Annotated in this window: 24 protein-coding genes, 2 tRNA genes and 3 pseudogenes; 17 read left to right on the top strand and 12 right to left on the bottom strand. The window is 62.9% G+C overall.

All coding sequences use genetic code 11. The annotated features are described in order from the left end of the window. Positions 1 to 173: 173 nt before the first annotated feature. On the bottom strand, positions 174 to 1142 hold the full coding sequence (locus tag DDF78_RS03995; RefSeq protein ID WP_202613198.1) for a hypothetical protein: 969 nt from the start codon (positions 1140 to 1142) through the stop codon (positions 174 to 176). Between the two features lie 142 nt (positions 1143 to 1284). On the opposite strand from DDF78_RS03995, the gene DDF78_RS03990 reads away from it, so the two are divergent. Together DDF78_RS03990 and DDF78_RS12410 are read left to right on the top strand one after the other, a co-directional pair. Further along, positions 1285 to 1830, top strand: coding sequence for a TetR/AcrR family transcriptional regulator (locus DDF78_RS03990; RefSeq protein ID WP_152580476.1), 546 nt, complete (start codon positions 1285 to 1287; stop codon positions 1828 to 1830). A 131-nt stretch (positions 1831 to 1961) separates the two neighbouring features. Further along, positions 1962 to 2786: a hypothetical protein gene (locus tag DDF78_RS12410; RefSeq protein WP_237564535.1), complete on the top strand. Its 825-nt coding sequence runs from the start codon at positions 1962 to 1964 to the stop codon at positions 2784 to 2786. A gap of 2 nt (positions 2787 to 2788) precedes the next feature. Here the strand turns inward: DDF78_RS12410 and DDF78_RS03980 are convergent, their stop codons facing one another. The 3 genes and pseudogenes from DDF78_RS03980 to DDF78_RS03975 form a co-directional block, all read right to left on the bottom strand. Then, positions 2789 to 3193: a nucleotide-binding domain-containing protein gene (locus DDF78_RS03980; RefSeq protein ID WP_152580475.1), complete on the bottom strand. Its 405-nt coding sequence runs from the start codon at positions 3191 to 3193 to the stop codon at positions 2789 to 2791. Next, positions 3180 to 3542, bottom strand: a pseudogene (locus DDF78_RS12265) (hypothetical protein); the annotation flags it as partial. The gene DDF78_RS03980 and the pseudogene DDF78_RS12265, both read right to left, overlap by 14 nt. Before the next feature lie 258 nt (positions 3543 to 3800). Then, positions 3801 to 4613, bottom strand: coding sequence for a ThiF family adenylyltransferase (locus DDF78_RS03975; protein WP_202613197.1), 813 nt, complete (start codon positions 4611 to 4613; stop codon positions 3801 to 3803). A gap of 431 nt (positions 4614 to 5044) precedes the next feature. Between DDF78_RS03975 and DDF78_RS03970 the strand changes: the two genes are divergently transcribed. The 3 genes from DDF78_RS03970 to DDF78_RS03960 all read left to right on the top strand — a co-directional run bounded on the left by DDF78_RS03970 (position 5045) and on the right by DDF78_RS03960 (position 7157). Next, on the top strand, positions 5045 to 5686 hold the full coding sequence (locus tag DDF78_RS03970) for a TetR/AcrR family transcriptional regulator (RefSeq protein ID WP_202613196.1): 642 nt from the start codon (positions 5045 to 5047) through the stop codon (positions 5684 to 5686). Between the two features lie 3 nt (positions 5687 to 5689). After that, positions 5690 to 6526, top strand: a complete 837-nt coding sequence (locus DDF78_RS03965) for an SDR family NAD(P)-dependent oxidoreductase (RefSeq protein ID WP_152580474.1) — start codon at positions 5690 to 5692, stop codon at positions 6524 to 6526. Positions 6527 to 6593: 67 nt separating this feature from the next. Then, a complete protein-coding gene (locus DDF78_RS03960) occupies positions 6594 to 7157 on the top strand; it encodes an SRPBCC family protein (protein ID WP_152580473.1) in 564 nt (187 codons plus the stop codon). Positions 7158 to 7408: 251 nt separating this feature from the next. Here DDF78_RS03960 and DDF78_RS03955 read toward each other — a convergent pair whose 3' ends face one another. Beyond that, positions 7409 to 7615: a hypothetical protein gene (locus DDF78_RS03955; RefSeq protein WP_152580472.1), complete on the bottom strand. Its 207-nt coding sequence runs from the start codon at positions 7613 to 7615 to the stop codon at positions 7409 to 7411. Between the two features lie 321 nt (positions 7616 to 7936). Between DDF78_RS03955 and DDF78_RS11685 the strand changes: the two genes are divergently transcribed. The 8 genes and pseudogenes from DDF78_RS11685 to DDF78_RS12255 form a co-directional block, all read left to right on the top strand. Next, on the top strand, positions 7937 to 8077 hold the full coding sequence (locus DDF78_RS11685) for a DUF6112 family protein (RefSeq protein ID WP_154677505.1): 141 nt from the start codon (positions 7937 to 7939) through the stop codon (positions 8075 to 8077). Between the two features lie 63 nt (positions 8078 to 8140). Further along, positions 8141 to 8716, top strand: coding sequence for a TetR/AcrR family transcriptional regulator (locus DDF78_RS03950; RefSeq protein ID WP_152580471.1), 576 nt, complete (start codon positions 8141 to 8143; stop codon positions 8714 to 8716). Further along, positions 8713 to 9936, top strand: a complete 1224-nt coding sequence (locus DDF78_RS03945) for an ATP-grasp domain-containing protein (RefSeq protein ID WP_202613195.1) — start codon at positions 8713 to 8715, stop codon at positions 9934 to 9936. The genes DDF78_RS03950 and DDF78_RS03945 overlap by 4 nt, the downstream gene beginning before the upstream one ends. A 224-nt stretch (positions 9937 to 10160) precedes the next feature. Beyond that, positions 10161 to 10784, top strand: coding sequence for a DUF6112 family protein (locus DDF78_RS12405; RefSeq protein ID WP_152580470.1), 624 nt, complete (start codon positions 10161 to 10163; stop codon positions 10782 to 10784). A gap of 80 nt (positions 10785 to 10864) precedes the next feature. Beyond that, positions 10865 to 11125: pseudogene (locus DDF78_RS12260) on the top strand (single-stranded DNA-binding protein); the annotation flags it as partial. Positions 11126 to 11180: 55 nt separating this feature from the next. Continuing rightward, a complete protein-coding gene (locus DDF78_RS11940) occupies positions 11181 to 11591 on the top strand; it encodes a DUF4913 domain-containing protein (RefSeq protein WP_237564534.1) in 411 nt (136 codons plus the stop codon). Further along, the gene (locus tag DDF78_RS11935; RefSeq protein WP_202613200.1) at positions 11588 to 11791 is read left to right on the top strand and encodes a hypothetical protein; all 204 of its coding nucleotides are present in this window, start codon (positions 11588 to 11590) and stop codon (positions 11789 to 11791) included. Before DDF78_RS11940 ends, DDF78_RS11935 begins: the two co-directional genes overlap by 4 nt. Before the next feature lie 136 nt (positions 11792 to 11927). After that, positions 11928 to 13073, top strand: a pseudogene (locus DDF78_RS12255) (recombinase family protein); the annotation flags it as partial. 90 nt (positions 13074 to 13163) lie between these two features. Here the strand turns inward: DDF78_RS12255 and DDF78_RS03920 are convergent. The 4 genes from DDF78_RS03920 to DDF78_RS03910 form a co-directional block, all read right to left on the bottom strand. Next, the gene (locus DDF78_RS03920) at positions 13164 to 13364 is read right to left on the bottom strand and encodes a hypothetical protein (RefSeq protein WP_152580468.1); all 201 of its coding nucleotides are present in this window, start codon (positions 13362 to 13364) and stop codon (positions 13164 to 13166) included. 63 nt (positions 13365 to 13427) lie between these two features. Next, positions 13428 to 13586: a hypothetical protein gene (locus DDF78_RS11680; protein ID WP_154677504.1), complete on the bottom strand. Its 159-nt coding sequence runs from the start codon at positions 13584 to 13586 to the stop codon at positions 13428 to 13430. A 34-nt stretch (positions 13587 to 13620) separates the two neighbouring features. Continuing rightward, a tRNA-Ala gene (locus DDF78_RS03915) sits at positions 13621 to 13696 on the bottom strand. 50 nt (positions 13697 to 13746) lie between these two features. After that, positions 13747 to 13820: transfer RNA gene (locus DDF78_RS03910), tRNA-Ile, on the bottom strand. A gap of 222 nt (positions 13821 to 14042) precedes the next feature. On the opposite strand from DDF78_RS03910, the gene DDF78_RS03905 reads away from it, so the two are divergent. Together DDF78_RS03905 and DDF78_RS03900 are read left to right on the top strand one after the other, a co-directional pair. After that, positions 14043 to 14669, top strand: a complete 627-nt coding sequence (locus DDF78_RS03905; RefSeq protein WP_162000681.1) for a YgjP family zinc-dependent metalloprotease — start codon at positions 14043 to 14045, stop codon at positions 14667 to 14669. A gap of 66 nt (positions 14670 to 14735) precedes the next feature. After that, a complete protein-coding gene (locus DDF78_RS03900; RefSeq protein ID WP_152580466.1) occupies positions 14736 to 15941 on the top strand; it encodes a DmpA family aminopeptidase in 1206 nt (401 codons plus the stop codon). A gap of 221 nt (positions 15942 to 16162) precedes the next feature. Here the strand turns inward: DDF78_RS03900 and DDF78_RS03895 are convergent, their stop codons facing one another. Further along, positions 16163 to 17866 (bottom strand): aminotransferase class I/II-fold pyridoxal phosphate-dependent enzyme, encoded by a 1704-nt coding sequence (locus tag DDF78_RS03895; protein WP_152580465.1) that lies wholly within the window; start codon positions 17864 to 17866, stop codon positions 16163 to 16165. Between the two features lie 436 nt (positions 17867 to 18302). Here DDF78_RS03895 and DDF78_RS03890 point away from each other — a divergent pair, with 436 nt between their 5' ends. Further along, positions 18303 to 19670, top strand: a complete 1368-nt coding sequence (locus DDF78_RS03890) for an aminotransferase class III-fold pyridoxal phosphate-dependent enzyme (protein WP_237564533.1) — start codon at positions 18303 to 18305, stop codon at positions 19668 to 19670. A 103-nt stretch (positions 19671 to 19773) separates the two neighbouring features. Continuing rightward, positions 19774 to 20538, top strand: coding sequence for an SDR family oxidoreductase (locus DDF78_RS03885; RefSeq protein WP_152580464.1), 765 nt, complete (start codon positions 19774 to 19776; stop codon positions 20536 to 20538). 494 nt (positions 20539 to 21032) lie between these two features. Here DDF78_RS03885 and DDF78_RS03880 read toward each other — a convergent pair whose 3' ends face one another. Continuing rightward, a complete protein-coding gene (locus DDF78_RS03880) occupies positions 21033 to 21512 on the bottom strand; it encodes a Dps family protein (protein ID WP_024463828.1) in 480 nt (159 codons plus the stop codon). A gap of 313 nt (positions 21513 to 21825) precedes the next feature. Then, positions 21826 to 23172 (bottom strand): hemolysin family protein, encoded by a 1347-nt coding sequence (locus DDF78_RS03875; protein ID WP_152580463.1) that lies wholly within the window; start codon positions 23170 to 23172, stop codon positions 21826 to 21828. Positions 23173 to 23247 lie beyond the last annotated feature (75 nt).

The following is a 23247-nucleotide window of genomic DNA, read 5'->3' as shown; positions in this document are numbered from 1 at the left end:
GATGGACGTTGGCAGGAGGACTGTCACGCAGGCAGTCCCCGCTGGGACGCGCCTACACGCTGTAAAAGGACTCTCGGATGCCCCCGGGCTACCGGGCATGCGGTGGGCGTGATCGGCCTTATCGCGGCATTGCTGGAGGCGATCATCTGTTGGGTTTGAACGCGGCGGATCTCTCATTCCGCCGTATCGATAGGGCGACTGTGACGATCGCGAACGGCGTCGACGACGATGAGGGCCGCAACGCTTGCGGCGCTCCAGATTGCGGGGACGAGATAGCCGAGGAGCTGTCCGTTGCCTTGGAAGTAGGATTCGCCCATGACGGCGCGCACGACATTGCCGGTCGGCAGCAATCTGCTGATGGCCTGGCAGGGCGGGGTGAGGAAGGGCATGGGGAGGATTCCGGTCGCAGTGGCGTTGCCGAGGGTGACGAAGAGTACCGCGGTGATGACCTGTCCGAAGGGGCCGACCAGGTCGAGCAGCGCGGTGCCTGTGGTGACGGCCGACAAGCAGAGCAGCGACACCATTGGCCAAGTCTGCCAGAACGCGCCCGGTGCGATCTGATACCACGGGTCGAGCATGATGGACACGATTAGGCCGGCGACAATCGAAACACCCGCCATGATTCCCAACCGTATCCGCAGTGGCAGCCGCAGTTGCTTGCCCACCGAGAGCAGCGCTTGCGAGAGCACGAAACCGGTCAGCGCAGTGCCGAACACGGCGAAGAACACGCTGCGTCCCGGGGACGCGTTCGCCGCGACTTGCGGCGTGGCATTCGTGACCAGTAGCGACATGTCTGCCTTTTCGGCGATTTTCTGGGCGATGGGCTGCATATAGGCGAGAACGGCGGAGCCGTCAACGCTCGTGTAGGACAGTTCGACCTGTCGCCGTGCGGCGTCGATGGCGATCATGCCGTACACGTCGTGCCGGGCCAACCAGTCCAGCCCTGCTTGCTGGTCTCGCGCGGAGACGATGTCATACCCGTCGCCGGCCGCGGCTTGGATCTTCGCCGCATCGATTCCGGTCACGGCCATCGGGAGGTCATGGGGCTCGGGGGCGTTGAAGACCGCGATGTAGAACAGGCTGAACAATCCGCCGGTCAGTAGCGCCGAGACGGCGATGGTCAGGATCGCGCGGATCAACACGTGACGTGGTATTCCCCGTGCTGGATGGCGTTGGTTCGAAACGGCTGAAATGGTCGAATTCACTGCAACTCCTAGGTAGTCATTGAATGATAACAGGATTAGCTTATCACTCAATGACTACCTGTCAAGGTAGGCTGGCCACATGACGTCAGCAGGAGACAGAACCACAGACGCCCCTTCGGGCCGGGATCGCGTGCTCGCCGCCGCGCTGAGACTGTTCAGCCGAAAGGGTTTCGACCGGGTCACGACAGATCAGATCGCCCGCGAGTCCGGCGTGAGCCAGGCCTATGCCGTGCGCGCCTTCGGCGGTAAGACCGGACTGATCCGGTTCCTGTGTCAGAATGCCGCCGCACATGTCGAGGCACTGTTCCGAGTCATGGCACCGGCACCCTCAAGCCCCGCCAGTCGGCAGGAGTTCCGCGAACAGTTCCAGACCTTCGCCTTCGAATCGGATGAAATGCGCCTGCTTGCGCAGCTATTCGCGTGTGGCGCGGACCCTGAACTCGGGCCTCTGGCCCGCGACGGCTTCCTCCGCGTGAGCCGTCTCCTCCACGACGACCTCGGGATGTCTCTCTCAGAGACTCGCCGCATCCTCGCCACAGGCATGCTCGCAGCGACCCTGGCAGCACTCGACTACCCGCAGCCTGCCGATTCTGTCATCCAATACCTCATTGATGGCAGCGAGTGATCATATTGACAGTCGCATGGCACCACGCTCAGTACACAGTACTGGGACTTGCCTGACACGGTCGCGAACCTTCTCGATACCGTTCTGTTCGCTGCCTTTCGCACTTGAACTAAAGGGTGTATTGCGGTCAGTTGGAAGCTGAGCATTTCAAGCTGTTGCAGGCTCGTTCTGCGGATGCGGTGCCCCTCGATATGCTCAAGCGTGAGCAGTCTTGGATCGGTCTGGCGCTGAAGACGATCGATAACCACATCGCCGCGCACGACAACGAGTATCTGGAAGCGCGGCAGAACCTGGAAGACTCGCTCGGGCTGCTGGTGAGCGTCTCGGACATCTACCAGCGGTGCGAAGACCTGAACCGGCGGCTGTGCAACGAGGAATTCTTCACCGGCATCACCATCGACGAGGACGGTGAGCGGCGAGTCGGGGTCAAGTTCCAGAAGCCCTTCGACATGCTTTGCGACCCGGAGGTGCGCGGCAACGCCCTGAACTGGGTGGCCGAGGCCAGGAAGAAGGGCCAAGTGCAAACCGGACCGAGGATGGTTCCTTTGGTCGAAGGTTTGCACTTGGCCCAAGCGCGGTTCTGTTTGATTCTATTCTTGAACCTTGCCCCAAGGTTGAAATCCCTTGTCGCACGGCGGAAGCGCGGCGTGTATGGCACGTCGCAACGTGCCGATGTGCCCCGGATTCGGGACAATCAGGGCCAGGTAGTTCGTAGGGTCGGCACTCCTCAAACCTTTCTCACGCCCTCGGAGGTATCGAGGCTGGTCGAGGACTGCCAGAATGGGGCTGGCGTCGCGCGTTTTTGCCGAGGCTCGATGCCGAGGAAGCAGCTGAGGCGGTTCGGCTCCATAAGCAGGGTGTGTCACTCCAGACCGTCGCACGGGCGATGCGAGTCAGCAGACGACATGTCACGCAAGCGGTTCGAGCCGCGCACATTCGTGTGCATTAGTGTGTGAGCCTAGCGAGACATGATGATGACGTCTTGGGCAGCGGTGGCTATCGTTATTCCGTCCTTCGCGATCCATGCCTGTACCCAGTATGGTCCAGGAAAGTCGCTTGTTTCCTGGATCCGGTGGCCGCGATTCAGGATCTCTCCCCGGAATGCTTTCCTGCGCGCGGCTTCAGATCCGGCGTTCCGGACCTTCCAATAGACGTCGTACGGCTCTTGCACGGTGCAGGCGTCGATTTCGAATCGAAGATCGCGTCCGATGGGGACTGGGCTGTCGTTTGCGCTGAGCGGGCGGTAACGCCCGCGGCCCTTCTTCGTCGGTGACATCCGGGCGACGATGCGGAAGGTGTCCGCAGCAGTGCGACGCTCGGGGTAACCGAATTGTTCTGTGATGGTGAGTTCACCGGGAACCATCTGGTGCTCGTAGGTTGGCGTCGCCGGCGCGGCGGAGGCAGACGACGTCAGTGTGGAGCGTGCGGACGTCAGGGAGGTCGTTCTCGATCAGTGCGAGAGCCCTGCGCCACGCTCGTGCGAACTCTTCCACCGCAGTCCGGGTGCCGATGAGTTCAGGGTGGGGCATTTGCCCGGTGGGCGAGATCATGATTCGTGGGAGGGATGTAAGGCTAAGGCCTGGGAGAAGGCGGGATTCCTTTATGGGTGAACTCAGTTCGACGATGAATGTTGCTTGGTTGACGGAGGCGGGTGATGAGGCGAGGGCAGCATCGAAGGTCGGCGTCGGGATTGCGTCATCCCATGCCCATGCATTCGCATCGTCGGTACATGCTTGCGCTGGATCTCTGTTTCGCGCGTATCGACTTCACTTAGCGTTTCTGACGCCATGATGTGTACCCCCAGTGTGTAGCGGCGGATCGTAATAGGTCTCTCGACATGCGTGTCTCTTCGTCGAGGGAGCGGTATGTGTAGGAAAGCCCAAACTGGGTCGTCGTGAAGGACACGAGATCGAGAAGACCTGTGGAAGCACCCACGGCACGCCGGAGGTTCAACAGATGCAACTCTTGTGTCATCTTGTGCCACCTTGTCCGCGAACGTCCCGTGCTGCGGGAATGAAGTGATGCCGTGGACCGTCTGGTGCGTGCGGTAGTGCGATGAGGTGAGTTCCGGAAACAGGTGCCTCTGCTTGTTGTAGGTGCAGGCCGATCATGTTGACGAGTGTTGCGGCGACTGCGGCGAGGTCTGCGGCTGAGCCGTGGAACGTGGGTACGGAGCATCCCCTCGTGGGGACCAGTTCGTCGCCTTCGGCCGTTTCCTTCCAAAACTGGTGGTACAGCTCCAGTCCGCTGTCAGCCATCGCCGAGCGTCCTGCTTGGTCGTCAAGTTCGGACGGCGTGCAGGCGGCACCGGGTGCGCAGATGTTGACGATGCCGAGCGTTCCAGTTTTTGCGTCGGTGGCGACTTGGGCGATGAATGCCGTGCTGTTTTTGCTGGCGAGGGTATCGAGGTAGGTGGTGATGCTGTGGCTGACGGTTGCGTCGATGATGACGTCTGCGCAGAGAGCGACGGTCGGGTCGGGGATGTTGCCTTCTGCGATGGTGATGGTCAGATCGTCACGAATTGCGCGGAGGCGCGTGGCAAGGGCGTCGGCCTTTGTCTGACCGATGTCGGCTTCGGTGTAGTTCTGTCGGACGAGGAGTCCTCCGGTGATGGTGCCTGGGTCGCAGACGGTGATGGTGCTGGCTCCGGCGCGGGCGATGAACTCGGCAATCCATGATCCCAGTCCGCCGCAACCCCAGATGTGGACGGTTTTTTCTTGGAAGCCGTTGACGGGGCGGTTGCCCTCGCGCCGGGTTGTGATCTCTTGCCGTTCGTCGGACATGTTGCACCATTCGATGGGGATATTGGCGTTGATGATTGCGGGATCGAGGTTGATCGCACTGCCGTATTTCTTAGCGAGATGTCTCAGGGCGTCGGCGGCACCTGTGGCGATCGCCCTTGGGCACGATCAAGGTGTGGGTCGTCCAGAAGCGTCAGGAGCTGGGCGAAGGTGGATGCCGCGCCGAAGGGGAGGTCGCTCGTTAGCACGAAGACGGGCGTGTAGTGTCCGTCGCGGTCAGTGGAGTAGGTGAGGTCATAGCGGTATGGAGAACGAGGGATGAGTCGAGCGATCTGATGCCGCTTCGATGGGCCGGTCTCTCGCGCGACGATGGTAGGCGTGCCGTCGGTGTGATGGAGGACTCCTCGGCATGACTTGCGTGGACTGCGAAGATCACGTATATTATAAAACGAAGTGATTTCGTATTATAACGAATGGACGGTGACGTAATGGGCGATGGCTCGAATGACGGGGCACGGGGGCGGCCGGTAAATGCTGCGCTGACTCCGGCGATCATGGAGGCGGTGCAGTCGTTGCTCGCGGACGGCGGCTATGCACGGTTGACTACCGCTGCGGTCGCGAAGCGAGCAGGGGTATCGACCGCGACCCTGTATCGACGCTGGCCGTCGAAGCGCGATTTGCTGCTCGCCGCGGCGCGACAGGTCGCTGCATCGGAGACGGCAGATATCGATACTGGCTCGACCGAGAACGATCTACGAGAGATGTTCGATCATAAGCAGCGCCTGCTCGCGGGCGGCATCGGCGCGACGCTCGTAGCTGTCGTCGGTGAGTCTGTGCATGATCACGAGCTTGCGACCATCGTGCGCACGGGCGTGCTGGAGCCGACTCAGGAGCATCTGAAATTGATTCTGCGCCGAGCCGAGGCGCGCGGCGAATGCCTCAGCGCCGACGCCGACGCCGCTGCCAATCTGGTTCTGGGCGTGCTTCTCGCCCGAATCGCGTTCCCGGATGACCGCGACAGCGGGAGTCCTCTACTCGAAGATGATGTGGAGATGCTCATCCGCGCCATCACAACACCTGTGCAACAGCAGACCGGCACCAACGGGAAGGACTGAAAAATGAACACCAATAGAACGATCATCATCACGGGGGCCAGCGATGGCATCGGTGCGGAAGCCGCCCGCCAGCTCGCAGCCACTGGCGCGCAGCTGATCATCGTGGGGCGTTCCGCCGAGAAGACGCAGGCCGTCGCCAAAGCGACCGGCGCAGAGTACCACCTGGCCGACTTCACCCGGTTGGACGAGGTACGAAAGCTCGCCGCCACACTGAATGACAGCTGCGAACGCATTGACGTGCTGGCCAACAACGCCGGCGGCATATTTTCCGGGCCGACGACGACAACCGATGGTTTCGAGAAGACCTTCCAGGTCAACTACCTCGCGCCGTACCTGCTGACGTACCTGTTGATCGACAAGCTGATCGACAGCCGGGCGGCAGTCGTGAACACCTCCAGCATCGCGGCGCGGTCGTTCGGGAAGATCAACCTCGACGACCTGAACAACTGGCAAGACTTCTCCCCCAACAAGGCCTACGGCGACGCCAAACTCGGCAATATCCTGTTCACCAAAGGCCTGCACGAGCGGTTCGGCCAGCAAGGACTCTCCTCAGTGGCCTTTCATCCAGGCAACGTCGCGACCAATTTCGCATCGGACACCGACAGCTACTTCCGGCGCATCTACCATGGCATGCTCAAGCGGGTTCTGCTCATTTCCCCTGAAGAAGGGGGAAAACGACTCAGGCATTTCATCGACGGAACGCCTGGCATCACCTGGCAGTCCGGGGAGTATTACAAGGTGCCGAAGCGAATCGGGCGCACCAATCCGCAGGCCTCCGATCCAAACATGGTGCGCGAGCACTGGGAACGCAGTGCCGACATGCTTGGCATCCAGTGGTGACATGTCATGCACGCCCCACCGGCCGGTAACGGCCAACAAACTTTCATAACGGCAAGGAGCAACGATTATGAATAACGCAGAACTCACACTGCCCACCGCAGACCAGGTTCGGGCGATGTCCGTGCCGCTGCCGCAGGACGAGACATACGTGGTGACCAACACGACAGTCATCGACGCACCACTCGACTTCGTGTGGGAGCATTTCCCGCGAGACGCCGACATCAGCAGGGTAATGACACCCTTCCGCGGATTCCCCGGGGCGAAGTCATGGATCACGACACCGGACTTCAACAACAAAGGGTCGTCTATCGCGTACACGATGAGCAACGGCCTGACCATCACCGAGACGATCGTCAAGCGCGAAAACCACCACTACGTCTACGGCTACCAGATGCCATTTCGGAACTTCATCTTCAAATTCTGGCAGGGCAACCTGCTCTACAAAGACGCGGGGAACGGGCAAACGGAGCTGACCTGGAAGTACTGGTTGGCGCCCAAAGACAACCTCTTCGGCAGATTCCTCGCCCGGCGTATCATCCAATTCATCTGGCGCGGGTACACGCGCACGGGCGTCGCGAACATCAAAGCTGAAGCCGAGCGCCTGTATGTGCAGGCAGACGACGACCAATGACCTCCCCCAACGACTTCACACGCAAGAACTGCGAGCTCCCCGGCCAGTTGAGCCCCTATCCAGAATGAGCGCCGTCCTTTCGTGTCGGAAGCAGCACATCTGGGGCACCGCGACGTTGGCCAGTGCAACCGCGCTGCCCGCTGAGACCGCACCGGACTTAGGGACTCTGCCCCCGGGGACGATTCGGCAGAAGTCCAATAACCGGGTCTAGGCCGGCGCGACGAAAGACTCCCAACTCACCCCTTGCGAACCTAGTGGCGCGGATCTGTGGTTGTTGGACGGTTGGCTTTCTTGAGAATTTCGCCGGCGGTTCTGGCACGGATGAAGGAGTGGGCGCGTTTGATCCAGTCGTCAATGCAGGTGCGGAGTTTGCTGTTGAAGCCCTTAACGGACTTGAACACGCCGCAGCGCACAGCCTGGCGTTCGACCAGGCCGTACCAGACCTCCACGAGGTTCATCCAGAAGGCGAGTGTCGGGGGTTCTAGGGGTGGTTGTAACACCTTGAGATGGAGTGGGGTGTTGCATGGCGCACGTGCGGCACCGGCCGTAACGAGAAGGCCAGCGTGGACTGCTGCCGTAAGACAATGCGACGGCCCAAGGCGTGGACGCCGGATACCTGTGCCAGGGGGAGCGCCTGCGCATCGCTGATCTGCTCCGGCTGGGCCACGGCGTGCGCGCGACGGCCCGGGCGATTCGCAGGCCGGCTCAGGCGCCCCAAACCCCGCAGGATACTGGCCGGCGCGAGTCCGGACGCAGCGGTTCCGCGACCCGATGGCCCCATGATCGCCGAGCGGCCGCCCGAGACCGACGGGCGCGCCACGCGCGGCCGCACCGGCGTGCTCGTCGCCCTGGGCGTCGCGGTCATGGCCGGTGGCGTCGCGTTGCTGATCTGGCTGGTCGGCGTCGGAGAGCGGCTGTAGCGCCAGGGTATGGGCATCGGCGTACGATATTAGTATATTTCATATACTTACTGGAGGCTGGCGATGGGGAGACCTGCGCTCATCAGTCGTGGGGCGGTTCTGGCGGCGGCGTTGGCCGTGGCCGATCAGGAGGGGCTTGAGGGAGTGACGATGCTTGCGGTCGCGCGGCTGCTGGGTGTCACGCCAATGGCGCTGTACCGGCATGTGGGCGGCAAGGACGATCTGCTCGACGGCCTGGTCGAGGTCCTGGTCGATGATCTGGCCGCTGCCGCGCCCGGGTCGGGCGCGCCCGGTCTGCGCGGGGGCGTCGAGGCGTTCGCGGCCGCCGCCGCAAGCCTCGCCAAGCGCCATCCCGCAGTTTGCACGCTGCTGCTGACCCGTCCGGTGAATACGCCTTCGGCGCGCGCCCGGCGCGAGGAGGTCCACGGGCTCCTGCGCGGCTTCGGGGTCGCCGGGGAGCAGGTGGTCATGGCCGAGCGCCTGCTCACGAGCACGGTGCTGGCCTTGGCGGCGGGACAAGCGGCCGGCAGGTTCTCCGTCCCGCTGACGGACGCTGACCTGCGGGCGGCCGTCGATTTCATCGTGGCCGGGATCGGCGCGTTCCTGCCTGACCGGGCTCGCACGGGGGCGGCCCAGTGACCGGCAGGCGGGAGCTGGTCGTCCTGCTGTCGGAGGGCTCCAGCCTCACGGCCCGCGAGACCATGAATGTGCTCGGCTGCGCCGGGATCAGGGTCGAGGTTGTTTCCCCGGACGCCTGGCCGCTGGCCGGATTCAGCCGGTGGTGCCGCGCCGTGCATCGCGCGCCGGCCCCTGCGGTTGATCCCATCGGCTACCTGGGCGCGGTGGACGCGCTCATGGCGACCGGGCGTTTCTCGGCATTGCTCCCGACGCACGAGCAGGCGTGGCTGTTCGCGGCCGGACGCCATCTGCTGCCCCACGCCAACCCGCCCGTGGCTGGGATCGCAGCGTTCGACCGCGTGCAGTCCAAGACCGCGTTCGCCCGCACGCTCGACAAGCTCGGACTGCCGCAGCCGGCCTGGCGCACACTCTCCACGCTCGCGGACGTACTGGCATTCGGCCTGCCCGCATGGCTCAAGTCCGCCTACTCCACCGCAGGACGCGGCGTCTTGCACGTGCGCGACGCCAGCGAAGCCGAGGCCGCCTGGAACCTGCTGCAAGGCCACGGCGAGCTCATGATCCAGGCCGAAGCGCCCGGCCGGTACGCCCAGGTCCAGGGCGTGTTCGAGCACGGCCGGCTCATCGGCGCGGCAGCTAGCGAGCTGCTGGCCGCCGGGGCTGGAGGCAGCGCCGCCGCCCGGCTCAGCGTCAGTCACCCCGAGGCGCTCGATGCCTTGCGCGCCCTCGGCGAGACGCTGCAATGGCACGGCGGCCTGGCCCTGGACTACCTGCACGTCGGCGGCCGTCCGCTGCTCATCGAATGCAATCCCCGGATGATCGAGCCGGGCAACGCGGCCGCTGCCGGCGTCGACCTTCCCCGGCTGCTCATGGACCTGGCGGACGGCGCCCGCCTGCCGCGCACGCCGATAATCGCACGCCCCGGCGTGCGCACCCGCTCCACGATGGCCATCGCCTTGGGCGCCGCCGAACGCGCGGGAACCCGCCGGGCCGTGCTCCGCGCCGTCACAGACGCCATCGCGCGCCGCCCGCCGTTGCGTCGGAGCCGCGAAGTCCTCACGCCCATCCTGCGCGACCCAGCAGGCATCATCCCCTCGGGAGTCGTCCTCGCCAACCTGCTGGCCGACCCGCGCCGCGTCGCCCGACTCGCCGGACGCAGTGTCACCGCCTACTTCCTGACCCCCGACGCAATCAGGATCGTCCGCAATCCCCACACGCGTTGAACCACTAGCGTTGACACCGCACCGATGAGCCTGCCGGTTGACCGAGCGCAGCACCTCGCCAGCGACCAGTTTTGACCGAATCCTCTGCCTCTCAGTGCCCGTCCTCCCTCATGGGAGAGCGGGCACTTTCCATGTCTGGGACTCGGGACCTGGGCGTGCACCTGTCTGGGGACATATCGCCGTCCGCATTCCCGTAGGCGGCCCCCTTTGGATTGGAGCCCGTCATGAACGACCTCATCACCACTGCTTTCGCCCGGAGTGTGGGCATCGTGGCGTTGGACATCAACATCACGCCGAACACGGCCTGCCTGCCCGGCATCGCCCAATTGCGCACGATCGTGGGCGCCGTCATGACCGTCGGCCTCATCCTCTCCGTCCTCGCCCTGATCATCAGCGCCATCGTGTGGGGCTTCGGCGCCAACAGCTCCAACCCGCACCTCGCGTCGCGGGGCAAGGTCGGCGTGCTCGTCTCGTGCGGCGCGGCAGTGATCTGCGGGGCCGCGGTCACGCTCATCAACGTGCTCGGCAGCTTTCTGGTCATCACCTTGGTGGGGCTGACGTTGCAGATCACCGACCAGCTGTCCACCGACATCATCCAGGCCGCCGGAGAAACCACCGATTCCGTGGCCCTGGGCGACCACGGCTCCAGGTCGAACCAGCGCTCGATACGCCGGGTGCCGGTCCTGCCGCCCGACCGCATCCGCCGACTCCCGTTTGGCACCGGCATCGTCCTGCTGCGCTCCGCGCCACCCATCATCACCGACCTGCGCGCCTGGCCCAGCCGGCCCGACGCGAAGCAACTCACGGCCGACCGGACCGGGATCGAGAGCCTGCTTCGACAGGGCTGAGCATCCAGGCCCCATATACCTACCTGTCTGGCACAGCAGCCCGAACAACGGGCCGCATGACCAGATAGGGAGCAACGCTCATGGCAGAGATTCAGACCCAGCAGGCGGTGGCCGGTTTCGCGGCCTCCGACCCGCAGCTGTCTTACACGGAGAAGGGCGACGCCCGGCTCTACTTCAAGCTCGGCGTCGAGCACTACCGGCGCGAGGACGACCAGACGTTCACGAAGCTGGAGACCACGTTCCACGACCTCGTGGCGTTCAAGGCCACCGCCGAACAGGGCCACGACCGGCTGGCCAAGGGCGACAGCATCATCGCCAACGGTCGGGTGCGCGGCTACTCCTACGAACGCGACGGCCACCGACCTGGAGGCGGAGCTGCTGGAGCTGAACCGGTGGGTGGACTGGCTGCGCCACACCTACGGGCTTCCCGCCAGCGTGATCCCGCCGATGTGGCACCGGCACCCCGAACTGCTCTGGGAGCTCTCCGCCCTGCATTTGAGCTGGCTGGCCGCATACGACCCCGAACAGAATGCCGCCGCCCCTTTGGGGTGGCACCGCGACTTCGCCGACACGCGCACCCGCCTGCGCGAGTGGGTCGCCACCAGCGGCACCCGCCTGGAGCGCGACCGCCCCACCCGCCAGACCAGCTGGCCCGGCGAGAAGCCTGCCCCAACGGTCGAGGAGACACCCGTCACCAACCGGGACGAGGACTTCGTGCGCTTCGTCATCGACGAGGTCAACAAGCGCCAGAAGGCCGAAGACGCCTTCTACGCCGGAGCGGACCCCGAGACGGGAGAACCCCGATGAGCACAGCGCGAGAGGACGGGCAGGCCCCGCCCGAGGGGATGCGCGACTACCGGGTCGAAGCCAAGCTGCGCCCGAGCCCGGACTTGCATCGGCTCGCCCGACTGTTCACCGGCATGGCGCTGGCCCGCACCCAAGCCGAACAGCACGGCAACTCTGGCTCTGGGCAGAATCCGGGCGGCCCGGTAGAATCGGAGACGTAACAAGCCAACGGCCATGCCTCCGGGTGGGGCCGTGGTGCGCAGTCATGTTGAGCCTTCGGGCAGTACGAAGGAACCCCTCCTTACGGGGCGGGTTCCGGGTCATGTTTCCTAACGAGTCGCACCGCGCAGGCGGTTGATGTCGCCTGCGTTGGCCCCATCGTCGGGGAAGGAAACACGACCCATGACCACCACTACCAGCGAACCGCCAGCCCGCCAGGACCTCGACTACATCGGCGAGACCACCTGCCTGGCCGTGTCCTACCTGCGGGTATCCACCAAGGAGCAGGCCGAACGCGGCGGCAGGGACGAGGGCTTCTCGATCCCCGCCCAGCGCGAGGCCACCATGCGCAAGGCCCGCGACCTGGACGCCGTCATCGTCGAGGAGTTCATCGACGCCGGAGAGTCCGCGCGCAAGGCCGACCGGCCCGAGCTGCTGCGCATGATCGAATACGTCAAGAAGAACCGGGTCGCCTACTGCATCGTGCACAAGATCGACCGTCTGGCCCGCAACCGGGCCGACGACGTGACCATCCACCTCGCCCTCAAACAGGCCGGGGTCATCCTCGTGTCCTCCACCGAGAACACCGACGAGACGCCCTCCGGGATGCTGGTGCACGGCATCATGTCCACCATCGCCGAGTTCTACAGCCGCAACCTCGCCAACGAGGTGTCCAAAGGCATGACCCAGAAGGCCAAGGCGGGCGGCACCAACGGCAAAGCGCCCCTCGGCTACCTCAACGTCACCAAACGCGACGAACTCGGCCGGGAGATGCGCATCGTGGAACCCGACCCCCACCGGGCCAAGCTGGTCAAGTGGGCGTTCGAGGCGTACGCCACCGGCAACTACTCGACCATCACCCTGCGCGAGGAGCTGATCGACCGGGGCCTGACCACCACCCCCACCCCGAAACGACCCGCCAAACAGCCCGCGCTCTCCACCATCCACCGGATGCTCACCAACCCCTACTACACGGGGCAGGTCTCCTTCCGGGGAGCCAGCTACGACGGGATGCACGAACCCCTGGTCGCCACCGAAGTGTGGTACCGGGTCCAGGCCGTGCTGGGCGCCCACCAGGTGTCCGGGGAGAAGACCCAGGCCCACGACCACTACCTGAAAGGCACCGTATACTGCGGGGAGTGCGGCTCCCGGCTGATCCTGACCAACGCGCGCAGCCGCCAGGGCGTCATCTACCCCTACTTCATCTGCGCGGGACGCCACTCCAAGCGCACCAACTGCCAGCGCAAAGCCATGTTCGTGCCCGACGTGGAAGCCGCCGTCGAGGACTACTACCGGCACATCCAGATACCCGAACACGTCATTGAGGCCCTGCGCCAGCTGATCGGCGCCGAGTTCGACCGGCTCCACGAGACCTCACGGCGCGAACGCGGCACCTACCTGGCCGAACGCCAGGACCTCAACGACCGGCGCACCAAGCTCCTGCACGCCCACCTCGAAGGCGCAGTGCCCCTTGATCTCATGAAAGAGGAGCAGGACAAGATCGCCCGGCGCATGGCCTTCCTCGACGCCCAGATACAAGCCGGCGACATCGAATACGACCAAGCCAAGGCCCACTTGGACGACTGCCTGAAACTCGCCGGCGACTGCCACCAGCTGTACATGAGCATCGACGACTCCCTACGCCGGATCGCCAACCAAGCCTTCTTCGACAAGCTCTACATCCAGGACGACGACCACATCGACGGCGAACCGGGCGAGCCCTTCAACATCCTTTTCGACCCGGACGTGCAACAACTCGCCATCACACGGCAGCGAGCTGGAGAAACGGGAAATCAAACCGGTAAGGTCGAGGGTTTGAACAACGACCTTCTGGTGGAGCTAGCCGGGTTCGAACCGGCGACCCTCTGCTTGCAAAGCAGATGCGCTACCAGCTGCGCCATAGCCCCATTCGAGAGAAAAAATAAGCGGCTGAAAGGCCGCTGTCATATTCTCCGCGTGGGCCCGGGAGGACTTGAACCTCCGACCTCATCCTTATCAGGGATGCGCTCTAACCACCTGAGCTACGGGCCCGAAAAACCAGCACGCTCGAAAGCGCACAAGAAGATAGAATACCCCTTCCTGTGGATTAGTCAAACTGCAGATGTGCGTGTCGCTCGAATTTTGCGGTTATCGGGTGACCGTAGAAGAGTGAGAATTGATGTGAACCTCAGCTCGTGCTACCAGAATAGTAAGTCGCCGTTTGGGTTTTTTGATCATTTCCGCCCGTCGAGCAATCGAGCGACAATAGCCCGTATGCCCAATCGTCACCGCTCCCGGCCGCGCGCATTCGCTGAAACGACGCTCGTTGTGGACGGGCTCGACGTGCATGTGACGCGCAAGACGATCAGGAATCTGTACCTGCGCGTCAGGCCTGCGGACGGGTCGATTGAGGTGTCCTCACCCGCTCGAATGAGCGACGAACGCATCGCTGACTTCGTGCGTGAGCGGCGTGGCTGGATTGAACGACAGCAGCAACGGCTCGCTGCGGCGCGGCGTAACAGTCCTACGGGCGAGAGCGGCGCGGGCGAAGAGACGTTCGTGTGGTCCGACGAGCGCAGGCGTGCGGCGGCTGCGGCGATTAATCGCCAGCTTCCCGCGCTGCTTGCGCACTGGGAGCCGATTGTCGGGCGCTCGCCGTCACATATCACTTTGCGTGTGATGAGTTCGCGCTGGGGTTCCTGCACGCCGAGAACCGGCCGCATTCGGCTGAATCTGCAGCTCGGGCTGATGGATGAGCGTTTTCTGGACTACGTGCTCATTCATGAAATGACGCATCTGTGGGCCAATGGACATGGTGCCGAGTTCCAGCGGCGAATGGACGTATATTTGCCAAATTGGCGGCAGCTGCGACGAGAGCTGAATCGTCAAGTGGTGCTGTAGATGCTTCGCCAACCATGTCCGCCGTACTGCAGCTATCGTACTCAAATTACGCAAAAGACAGGAATCATGATGCATCAGGAGAATTCCGCCAGTAACGCCGCCGCCAGCGGTTTTGACAGTGGCCCCACTCACATCGCCTCACCCACCCACACCCGCGCCCGCGACCTGGGCGTTGCTTTCGACGGTACGACGGGGCCATATAACGCCATCACCGACGTGCCGGGGGTGCGTGTGGGGTATTCGACGATTATTTCGGATGCCGCACAGATGCATGGCGCGCAGGCCGCTTGCACTGGGGTGACTGCGATTCTGCCGCGCGGCGATGATGTGGAATCGCCATGCGCCGCCGGGACGTTTGCGCTGAACGGCAATGGCGAGATGACCGGGCGGACATGGATTGAGGAGTCCGGCTCGCTGACCACGCCTGTGGCGATCACGAACACGCATTCGGTCGGCATTGTGCATTCCGCGATTGACCAGTGGCTTTTCAAGCGCTGCCCGCGCAAGGCTGCGGCATGGATGCTGCCGGTCGTGGCCGAGACGTGGGATGGATATCTCAACGCCATTAACAGCCAGCACGTCACACCGCAGCATGTGCTCGACGCCTTGGATTCCGCAGCTTCGGGACCGATTGCCGAAGGCAACGTCGGCGGCGGCACGGGCATGTGCTGCTACGGGTTCAAAGGCGGGTCCGGTACGGCCTCGCGCACTGTGACATTGCTGGACAAAACATATACAGTAGGTGTATTTCTGCAATGCAATTTCGGCAAACGATACGAGCTGAACGTGCATGGCGTGCTGCTGGGCCGCGACTCGAAGGCACCGAATCCGATGCAAGAGACGCGCTGGTTCGAGGAGGAATCGGTCGTGCCGAATCCGCCTGAAGGCTCAGGGTCGGTCATCGCCGTCGTTGCCACGGATGCGCCGCTGCTGCCCGTGCAATGCAAGGCGTTGGCTCGGCGCATGCCTATGGGCCTGGCTCGCACTGGCACCACGGGCGGTCATTTCTCAGGTGATATCTTCCTGGCGTTCTCCACCGGCAACCCCGGCTCGCTGCGCTCCTCGATGGCTGCAGAAGAGGAAGGCCGTGCGCTTGACAGCATGGAATTCGTCGCATGGGGACTGATGGACGCGCTGTACGAGGCGGTTGCCCAATGCGTCGAGGAGTCGGTGGTCAATACACTCGTAGCTGCACGCGATATTGTAGGACGCGATGGGCATGCCAGCTACGCCCTGCCTCACGACGAGGTGCGGCGGGCATTTGGGCGCTGATGGTGTGCGCCGTGAATCGCGACGCGATTCATTAGGCACATTTCGGTGCAATATCGCTTCGATGGGGTATCTTCGCGCATTATTGCGCGTAGCAGATTGGCGGAATTCCAAAGATCGCGTGGCGAGCATAACGGGCTTATACTTTCGCAGCTACCTAACGAACGAAAAAAGTACCTAATGAACGCGGCAACACTCGTTTTGTAGCATGCCGATGCATTGATTTATGCAGACAGTTCGTTACTCGCTACTTTCGGTGCTGTCTCCGTTTCCGCATCATTTTTTGCTTTCCCATCTCTCGCCCTCGCAGCCTGGGCAAGCAGTGCGGCGACGCGCTCGCTGGTGGCGGCGGACTGCGCGATGGTGATGCGGATGCCGGGCGATGTGCACTCGGCAAGGGTTTCGGGACTCAGAGTTTTGGGATTAGGCTTCTCGGAACTAGGCCCCTCGGAGCTGGAGCTGGAGCTGGAGCTGGAGCCGGAGCTGAAACCAGGACTAGGAGCGACGCAGAAGCGCGGGCGGAAGGGCTGGCCTGCGGCGACGCGAATATTGCTTTCGGCGAGCAGTTGCGCGGCGGCGGCATCATCGCGCACGGGCACCCACATGTTCAGGCCGTCGCCGGTGTGCACGTCCAATCCCTGGCGGCGCAGCAGCGCGTTCATGGTGCGTTGGCGGGTGGCGTAGGTGTGCCGGGCGCTGATGACCGTGCTGAAAGTGCGCTTGTCGGTGAGCATTTCGCTCAAGATTTCCTGCAGGAATCTGCTGACCCAGCCCGGCCCCAGGCGTCGCCGGGCATTGAGCAGTCCCACGATTTCGTCCGTGCCGGAGAGCGCCGCGAGCCGCAGATCGGGACCGTGCGACTTGGAGAAGCTGCGGATATGGACCACGTGATCTGGCAAGCGCTGCGCGAAGGATACGGCGTAGGCGTTGGCGACATCGCCGCTGTGATCGTCCTCCACGATCAGCGGCATATTTCGTTCGTCGTCATAATGGCGCAGCAGCACATCCGCGAGTTCGTCGATGCGCTGCTCGGTCATGCTTGCGCCGGTGGGATTCTGCGCGCGCGGCTGCACGACGATCATCGCGACGTTTGGCCGGTGCGCGGCGGCGAAAACGGCTGCGCCTGCGCTCGGGCGCTCGCACAGACGCAGCGCGCGGTCAAGGGCTTCGGGAAGCATGCCGCAGTCGTCCATCGGGACGCCGAGAGCGGTTGCGCCGCACCGGTCGATCATGCCGAGCACCGGGGGATAGGTGGGGGTTTCGGTGATGACGAAATCGCCGGGTCGCAGCGTTGATTCGATGATGCGCGACAGGCCGTCGCCCGCGCCGGAAACCATCGTCATGGCCTGCGGCTCGTACGGCCAGTTGCGTCGGAGCACACCTTCGAGCATCGGCAGAATCGTCGGACCGTCATAGGAATTCACGAAGGCCTTGCGATTCCCGAGTTTGCTCAGGAACGGTCGGATATCCGGCAGCAGCGCCGGATCCGGGGTGCCTTTCGACAGGTCGATCAGCGGCATGTCCTGGCGGCTGACGGGCAGCGGAAGAGCGCGGCCCTGCTCCTGTGTGTGCGCCTGGGGCAGCACGTACGTGCCGGCGCGCCCGCGCGAGGCCAGCACTCCGGCACGTGACAGTGCATGATACGCCGTCGATACCGTGGCCGGGCTCACGCGCAGACTTGCCGCCATCGCGCGGACGGTGGGCAGCCGTTGCCCCTCCCGTAGCACTTCCGAAGTCGCCAGCGAGGTAATGGATTCCGTGATGCGCTGCGGCGTAGGCGTATCGGCGGTGGCGAGGATGAGTTCGGAGAGCTGCTGCGCGTCCAGCGTCGCGATGGTGATGACACGTGCGGCGTCGTTAGGGACGGCGTCAGTGGCGTCGCTAGAGGTATTACCGTCGTCTGCGCTGGTCTCAGAAGATGAGTGCATGAATAAGGAACCTCCTCGTGAACAGTAAGTCGTGGGCAATGAATCCCGCGTGATGCGGTTTGCCGAAATCCGTTAAAACCTTGTGATTACGCGAGACATCATCTCGAGTGAGGCGTCTGACGGTTTGAACGATTTGACCAATAACATAACATTTATTGTGCAGCGCCTGTGTTTCGACGTGGTTCGTCATGTTACGAGCATGCTAGTGGGGCGTAAACATTCAGGCATGGCAGGAAATGTTCAAGTGACACAATGACATTTGTTGCTGATGGTTGTGTGTGGGCTGCATATGTGCGAACTGCACATGCGGATTGTGCGCACGGTCAGAACGAAATTGCGTAATTGCATACGACTTGGCGATTCTGGCGCGGTTTGCACTGTGCCGCGCAGTCGCCGGGGCGTAACGCAACCACGAACACACTGCGATATCTGGAATATGAACGCACTGGAATATGAGCCACTAGGAAAGGGCACGATCATGGGGCACGATGTATCTGCGGACGAGGCGATCTGGGACGACGCCTGCGCATTGGATCTGAAGCATGTTTTCCATTCATGGCAGGCGCAGGCCGACCGCCACCCGGTCGAGGTGACCGGTGGCCACGGCGCATGGCTGCAGTACGCCGACGGGCGCGAGATGCTGGACTTCACCAGCCAGCAGGTCAACGTCAACATCGGCTACCAGCATCCGAAGGTCATTGAGGGCATCGCCAAGCAGGCGGCGCTGCTGTGCACGATTGGACCGGATTATGCGAACCTGGCCCGTGGCCGGGCCGCATCGCTGGTGGTGCGCCGCGCCCCGGAAGGCTTCAACAAGGTGTTCTTCACGAACGCCGGCGCGGATGCCAATGAGAACGCCATCCGTGCGGTAAGGCTGTTCACCGGCCGCGACAAGATCCTGTCCTCGTACCGCTCATACCACGGCAACACGGGCGCGGCCATCAGCGCGACCGGCGACTGGCGCCGCAAGCCCAACGACTACGCGCGCGGGCATGTGCACTTCTTCACGCCCTACCTGTACCGCTCCGAATTCTCCGCGACCACGCAGGAAGAGGAGTGCGAACGCGCGCTCGCTCACTTGGAGCACGTCATCCAGTTCGAAGGCCCGGACACCATCGCGGCCATCCTGCTCGAATCCGTGCCCGGCACCGCCGGCATCCTCACGCCGCCGAAGGACTACTTCAAAGGCGTGCGCGAAATCACCAAGAAGTACGGCATCCTCATGATCACCGACGAAGTGATGACCGGCTTCGGCCGCACTGGCTTCTGGCTCGCGCTTGACGACTACGGCTACACGCCGGATATCATCTCTTTCGCCAAGGGCTGCAACTCCGGCTATGTGCCGGCGGGCGGCGTGATGCTGAGCGATCCGATCGCGCACTACTTTGACGACGTCGTCTTCCCCGGAGGGCTGACCTATTCGGGCCATCCGCTTGCGATGGGCGCGATTGTGGCCACCCAGGAGGCGATGGAGGAGGAGCATATCGTCGACAACGCCTACAACGTCGGCCACGATATCCTCGGCCCGAAGCTCTCGGCGCTGAGCGAAACCCACCCGAAGATCGGCGAAGTGCGCGGCAAAGGCGTGTTCTGGGCCGTGGAGATGGTGGCTGACCGTACGAGCCGCGAGCCGCTGGACGGCGCGACGATGAAGCAGATTGTGGCCGAAGGCGCCAAGCTCGGGCTGGTGCTCGGCGTGCACGACAACCGCATCCATGTGACGCCTCCCTGCGTCATCACCCTCGACGAGGCGTCCGACGGCGTCGAGCGTCTAGACAAGGCGTTGACTGCGGCCGGGTGCTGAGCGGCTGTTGAGCTGCCGGGTGCTGAAAGCGCGGCTACAATAGCGTTATTTACCCAATAGAACGTATCAAGAGAACATACCAAGATTGAAGGAGGTCCGGCATATGACGGAAACGACGAAACGCGCGGTGGTGACCGGCGCATCCAGCGGCATCGGCGCGGCGACTGTGCACGCGCTGGTGGCGGCCGGATGGAGTGTGGTGGCGCTGGCCCGCCGCGAGGACAAGCTCAAGGCGCTGGCCGAGGAGATTGGCTCGGCAGTAAGCTATGTCGTCTGCGATATCACCGACGAAGATTCGACTCAGCAGGCCGTGGATGAAATCATTCAGGGCGGCGGGGTCAAGGCCTTGGTCAATTGCGCCGGCGGCGCGATAGGCAAGGATGCAGTGGCCGAAGCCAGCCTTGACGATTGGCGCAACATGTATGAGCTCAACGTGATTGGCACGCTGCGCATCACGCAGAAGCTGCTGCCGACGCTGAAGGCTGCGCCCGGCGGCGGCACGGTGCTCATCGTCTCCTCGACCGCAGGCATCGAGCCGTACGAGGGCGGTGCCGGGTACTGCGCTTCGAAGTCGGCCGAGCGTATCATGGCGCGTGTGCTGCGGCTTGAGCAGATCGGCCAGCCGCTGCGCGTGATCGACATTTCCCCGGGTTTGGTCAAAACCGACGAGTTCTCCGTCAAGCGCTTCGGCGGGGATGCGGCCAAGGCTGCCGCCGTGTACCAAGGCGTGCCGAATCCGCTCACGGCCGATGATGTCGCCGAGTCGATCCGCTGGGCGCTTGACCAGCCCGACACTGTCGACATCGACTCGATCGTGGTGCGTCCCCGCGCCGAAGGCTCCTACACCAAGCTCTACCGCGAGAGCTGAGAAGGTTTTGGCTCTGCGAGTTTTCTGGTCCTCGTATTGTCGTCACGCAAACCAACCCGTTTGCGTGACGACAATACGAGGACCAGCGCGTTCTGGTAGCTAGCGTAAGTGCCGCGCGAGCAGTCTTCATTCGTCCTAGCTCAGTCGAAGCATCCCATTCTTCGCGATGCTGATATAGCAGCAATACGCCACAATAATCCGATAAATTATTAAGTATGAGTCCGATAAATTGTAAAGTATAATCCGATAAATTATTAAGTATAAGCCCGATAAATTATTAAGTATAGGGTTGATAAATTGTTAAGTAGCGGGTTGACAGCTTGTATCTTCGGTGGCAGTAACTGTGTAATCGCGACATAGCAACGAGGTGGGGCCAGCGAATCGAATCGCTGGCCCCACCTCGCTGGGAAACTGCGGCGGTGCGGGTTTCACTTTTCAATGTGAAACCCGCACCACGCCCGTATGCTCGCACGTTCACACGTGCAGCGAACGGCTCACACCAAGTGGCTGCGCATGAACCACTGGAACTTTTCGAGATCCTGCACGTGGTCCTGCACGATATTCGAGCTGATCACGTCGAGTTCGTCGAGCTCCTTGATGGCCTCGCGGTCGTCGGCGATGAGCTGGTCGTAGAAGTCGCACAGCGCCTTCAGATAATCCGTCGTGGAATGGCGGCCGGTCAAATCCACGCCCTTCCAGGTGCGATTGCGCAGAATGGCGTCGGGGCGGCCGTCCGGGCTGCCGCCGAGGGTCGCGATGCGCTCGGCCGTCTCATCAGCCTGATTGCGCACGATGTCGATCTGCGGATCGAGCATCTCGTGCACGCCGATGAAGCTCGGGCCGGTCACATTCCAATGCGCGTGCTTGAGCACCAAGGAGGCCTCCTGCTCCTGGCTCAAGCGATTCTGCAAAATGGAGACGATTTTCTCGGAGGCAGCCTCGTCCAGTCCGGGAACCACAAATTCAAGTGCCATAATTCATTCCTTCCTGTCAATTAACCACAGTACTTCCATCCTAGCTGCCCTGCTTGCGGCCACACGCTGCCACGCCCGGTATCGGTCGAACTTCACATTTGGCGAAATCGTGCGCGCGCTGGTTTGCGGTCGTGTAAGCGTGGTCGCGTGCGCTGATCAGGGACGTATATGCGTGGTTCGGTTCACATTTTTTGAGGCAAGTGGGAAAAGTGTGAGCCAAATGAACATGCAATATGGTAACTATTCAACGCATAAATGGCGGAAATTCAACATTTAAGACATTCAAAAATCGCACATGAAATGTGCGTTTCGCTCACACTTTTTCGGCTGGGGCTAAAAAGTGTGAGCCGTCCTCTGCGTCGCCCACATGCTTGCGCACTTCCAGTGTCTCGATGCGGCGATGATCGACCTCGGTGACGACCATATCGTAGCCGTCGTCGGAATGCAGCACCTCGCCTATGGCCCCCATACGGCCGGTGTGGGCGAGGAAGTAGCCGGCGACGGTCTCGTACGGGCCGTCGTCCAGCTCGATGCCGGTCAGGTCCGCGAAGTCCTCGATGGTCATGCCGCCGTCGATGGTGGCCACGCCGTTGACGAACGCGCCCGGAGCGCTGCCGTTGCCGCTGTGGCGCGGCTCCTCAGGCAGGTCGTATTCGTCGCGGATGTCGCCGACGAGCTCTTCGGTCATGTCTTCCAAAGTGACGATGCCATCGGTGCCGCCGTATTCGTCGATGACGACGGCCAGATGGATGCCGCGCTTGCGCAGCAGGCTTAGGCTCGGCAGGATCTTCGAGGTGCCGGGCAGAGCGATGCCCTCGCGGGTCACGTCGGTGACGGTGCGGGCGTTGGGGTCGCGCACGTCGAGTAGATCGCGCACATGCACGAAGCCGAGCACGTCGTCGAAGTCCTTGCCGGTGACCGGATAGCGCGAATACGGCATCTCGCGCACGTAGGCCGCGGCCTCGGCCAGCGGCTGCGCGCCGTCGAGGAAGACCACGTCGGCGCGCGGGCGCATGACCTCGGCGACAATGGTCTCCGAGGCGTCGAACACGTCGTCCAATATCGTGCGCTCGTCCATGCTCAGGCGTGAATTCGAGTTGACCAGCACGCGCAGCTCCTCGTCGGAGACCTCGCTTTCGGTCTCGTTGGGGTCGAAGCCGAGCAGTCGCACGATGCCGTTCGTGTTCTTGCCGATGAGCCAGATGATAGGTTTCGTAATTTTGGCGAAGGCGTCGATGGCGGGCACCACGGCGCGCGCGATCTGCTCGGTGCGCTGCATGGCGATGCGCTTGGGCACCATTTCCGAGATGACGATCGAGCAGTACGAGATGATAAGCGTCAGCACGATGGTGGTCAGCGGCGCCGCCGCGTTCTGCGGCACGCCCCAGCCCACGACGACTGGCACGAGGAATGGCGAGATCGAGGATTCGCCGAATGACGCCGACAGGAAGCCGGATAGGGTCACGCCAATCTGCACGGTCGAGAGGAAAGTGTTCGGATCGCGGGCGATTTTGGCCACGCGTGCTCCGCGCGCATCCTCCAGCTCCATCTGATCGAGCTGCGAGCTGCGCAGGCTGACCAGTGCCAGCTCGGTGCCGGAGAACACGGAGCCGAGCACGAGGAAGACGAAAATCAGAAGGATGTTCAAACCAAGGGGCATGAACTCCACTCTAGGGGAGCGCCCGGTCTTTGGGGTGTGGCTTTGGTTCGGTTTGGCATAAGGCTTAGCCTGCAG

Source organism: Bifidobacterium tibiigranuli (genome assembly GCF_009371885.1).
Taxonomy (GTDB): domain Bacteria; phylum Actinomycetota; class Actinomycetes; order Actinomycetales; family Bifidobacteriaceae; genus Bifidobacterium; species Bifidobacterium tibiigranuli.
Note: the sequence above shows the minus strand (reverse complement) of the source record. Positions and strands in the feature narration are given on the sequence as shown.

What these genes read in the sequence shown, in the direction of transcription:
- DDF78_RS03885 (WP_152580464.1), top strand. Translation starts at nt 19,774, where the DNA reads ATGACGGAAACGACGAAACGCGCGGTGGTGACCGGCGCATCCAGCGGC.
- DDF78_RS03970 (WP_202613196.1), top strand. Translation starts at nt 5,045, where the DNA reads ATGGACGGTGACGTAATGGGCGATGGCTCGAATGACGGGGCACGGGGG.
- DDF78_RS11935 (WP_202613200.1), top strand. Translation starts at nt 11,588, where the DNA reads ATGAGCACAGCGCGAGAGGACGGGCAGGCCCCGCCCGAGGGGATGCGC.
- DDF78_RS03975 (WP_202613197.1), bottom strand. Translation starts at nt 4,613, where the DNA reads ATGTCCGACGAACGGCAAGAGATCACAACCCGGCGCGAGGGCAACCGC.
- DDF78_RS03960 (WP_152580473.1), top strand. Translation starts at nt 6,594, where the DNA reads ATGAATAACGCAGAACTCACACTGCCCACCGCAGACCAGGTTCGGGCG.
- DDF78_RS03965 (WP_152580474.1), top strand. Translation starts at nt 5,690, where the DNA reads ATGAACACCAATAGAACGATCATCATCACGGGGGCCAGCGATGGCATC.
- DDF78_RS03875 (WP_152580463.1), bottom strand. Translation starts at nt 23,172, where the DNA reads ATGCCCCTTGGTTTGAACATCCTTCTGATTTTCGTCTTCCTCGTGCTC.
- DDF78_RS03900 (WP_152580466.1), top strand. Translation starts at nt 14,736, where the DNA reads ATGATGCATCAGGAGAATTCCGCCAGTAACGCCGCCGCCAGCGGTTTT.
- DDF78_RS11685 (WP_154677505.1), top strand. Translation starts at nt 7,937, where the DNA reads ATGATCGCCGAGCGGCCGCCCGAGACCGACGGGCGCGCCACGCGCGGC.
- DDF78_RS03905 (WP_162000681.1), top strand. Translation starts at nt 14,043, where the DNA reads ATGCCCAATCGTCACCGCTCCCGGCCGCGCGCATTCGCTGAAACGACG.
- DDF78_RS12405 (WP_152580470.1), top strand. Translation starts at nt 10,161, where the DNA reads ATGAACGACCTCATCACCACTGCTTTCGCCCGGAGTGTGGGCATCGTG.
- DDF78_RS03950 (WP_152580471.1), top strand. Translation starts at nt 8,141, where the DNA reads ATGGGGAGACCTGCGCTCATCAGTCGTGGGGCGGTTCTGGCGGCGGCG.
- DDF78_RS03955 (WP_152580472.1), bottom strand. Translation starts at nt 7,615, where the DNA reads ATGAACCTCGTGGAGGTCTGGTACGGCCTGGTCGAACGCCAGGCTGTG.
- DDF78_RS03890 (WP_237564533.1), top strand. Translation starts at nt 18,303, where the DNA reads ATGAACGCACTGGAATATGAGCCACTAGGAAAGGGCACGATCATGGGG.
- DDF78_RS03990 (WP_152580476.1), top strand. Translation starts at nt 1,285, where the DNA reads ATGACGTCAGCAGGAGACAGAACCACAGACGCCCCTTCGGGCCGGGAT.
- DDF78_RS03980 (WP_152580475.1), bottom strand. Translation starts at nt 3,193, where the DNA reads ATGGTTCCCGGTGAACTCACCATCACAGAACAATTCGGTTACCCCGAG.
- DDF78_RS03895 (WP_152580465.1), bottom strand. Translation starts at nt 17,866, where the DNA reads ATGCACTCATCTTCTGAGACCAGCGCAGACGACGGTAATACCTCTAGC.
- DDF78_RS03880 (WP_024463828.1), bottom strand. Translation starts at nt 21,512, where the DNA reads ATGGCACTTGAATTTGTGGTTCCCGGACTGGACGAGGCTGCCTCCGAG.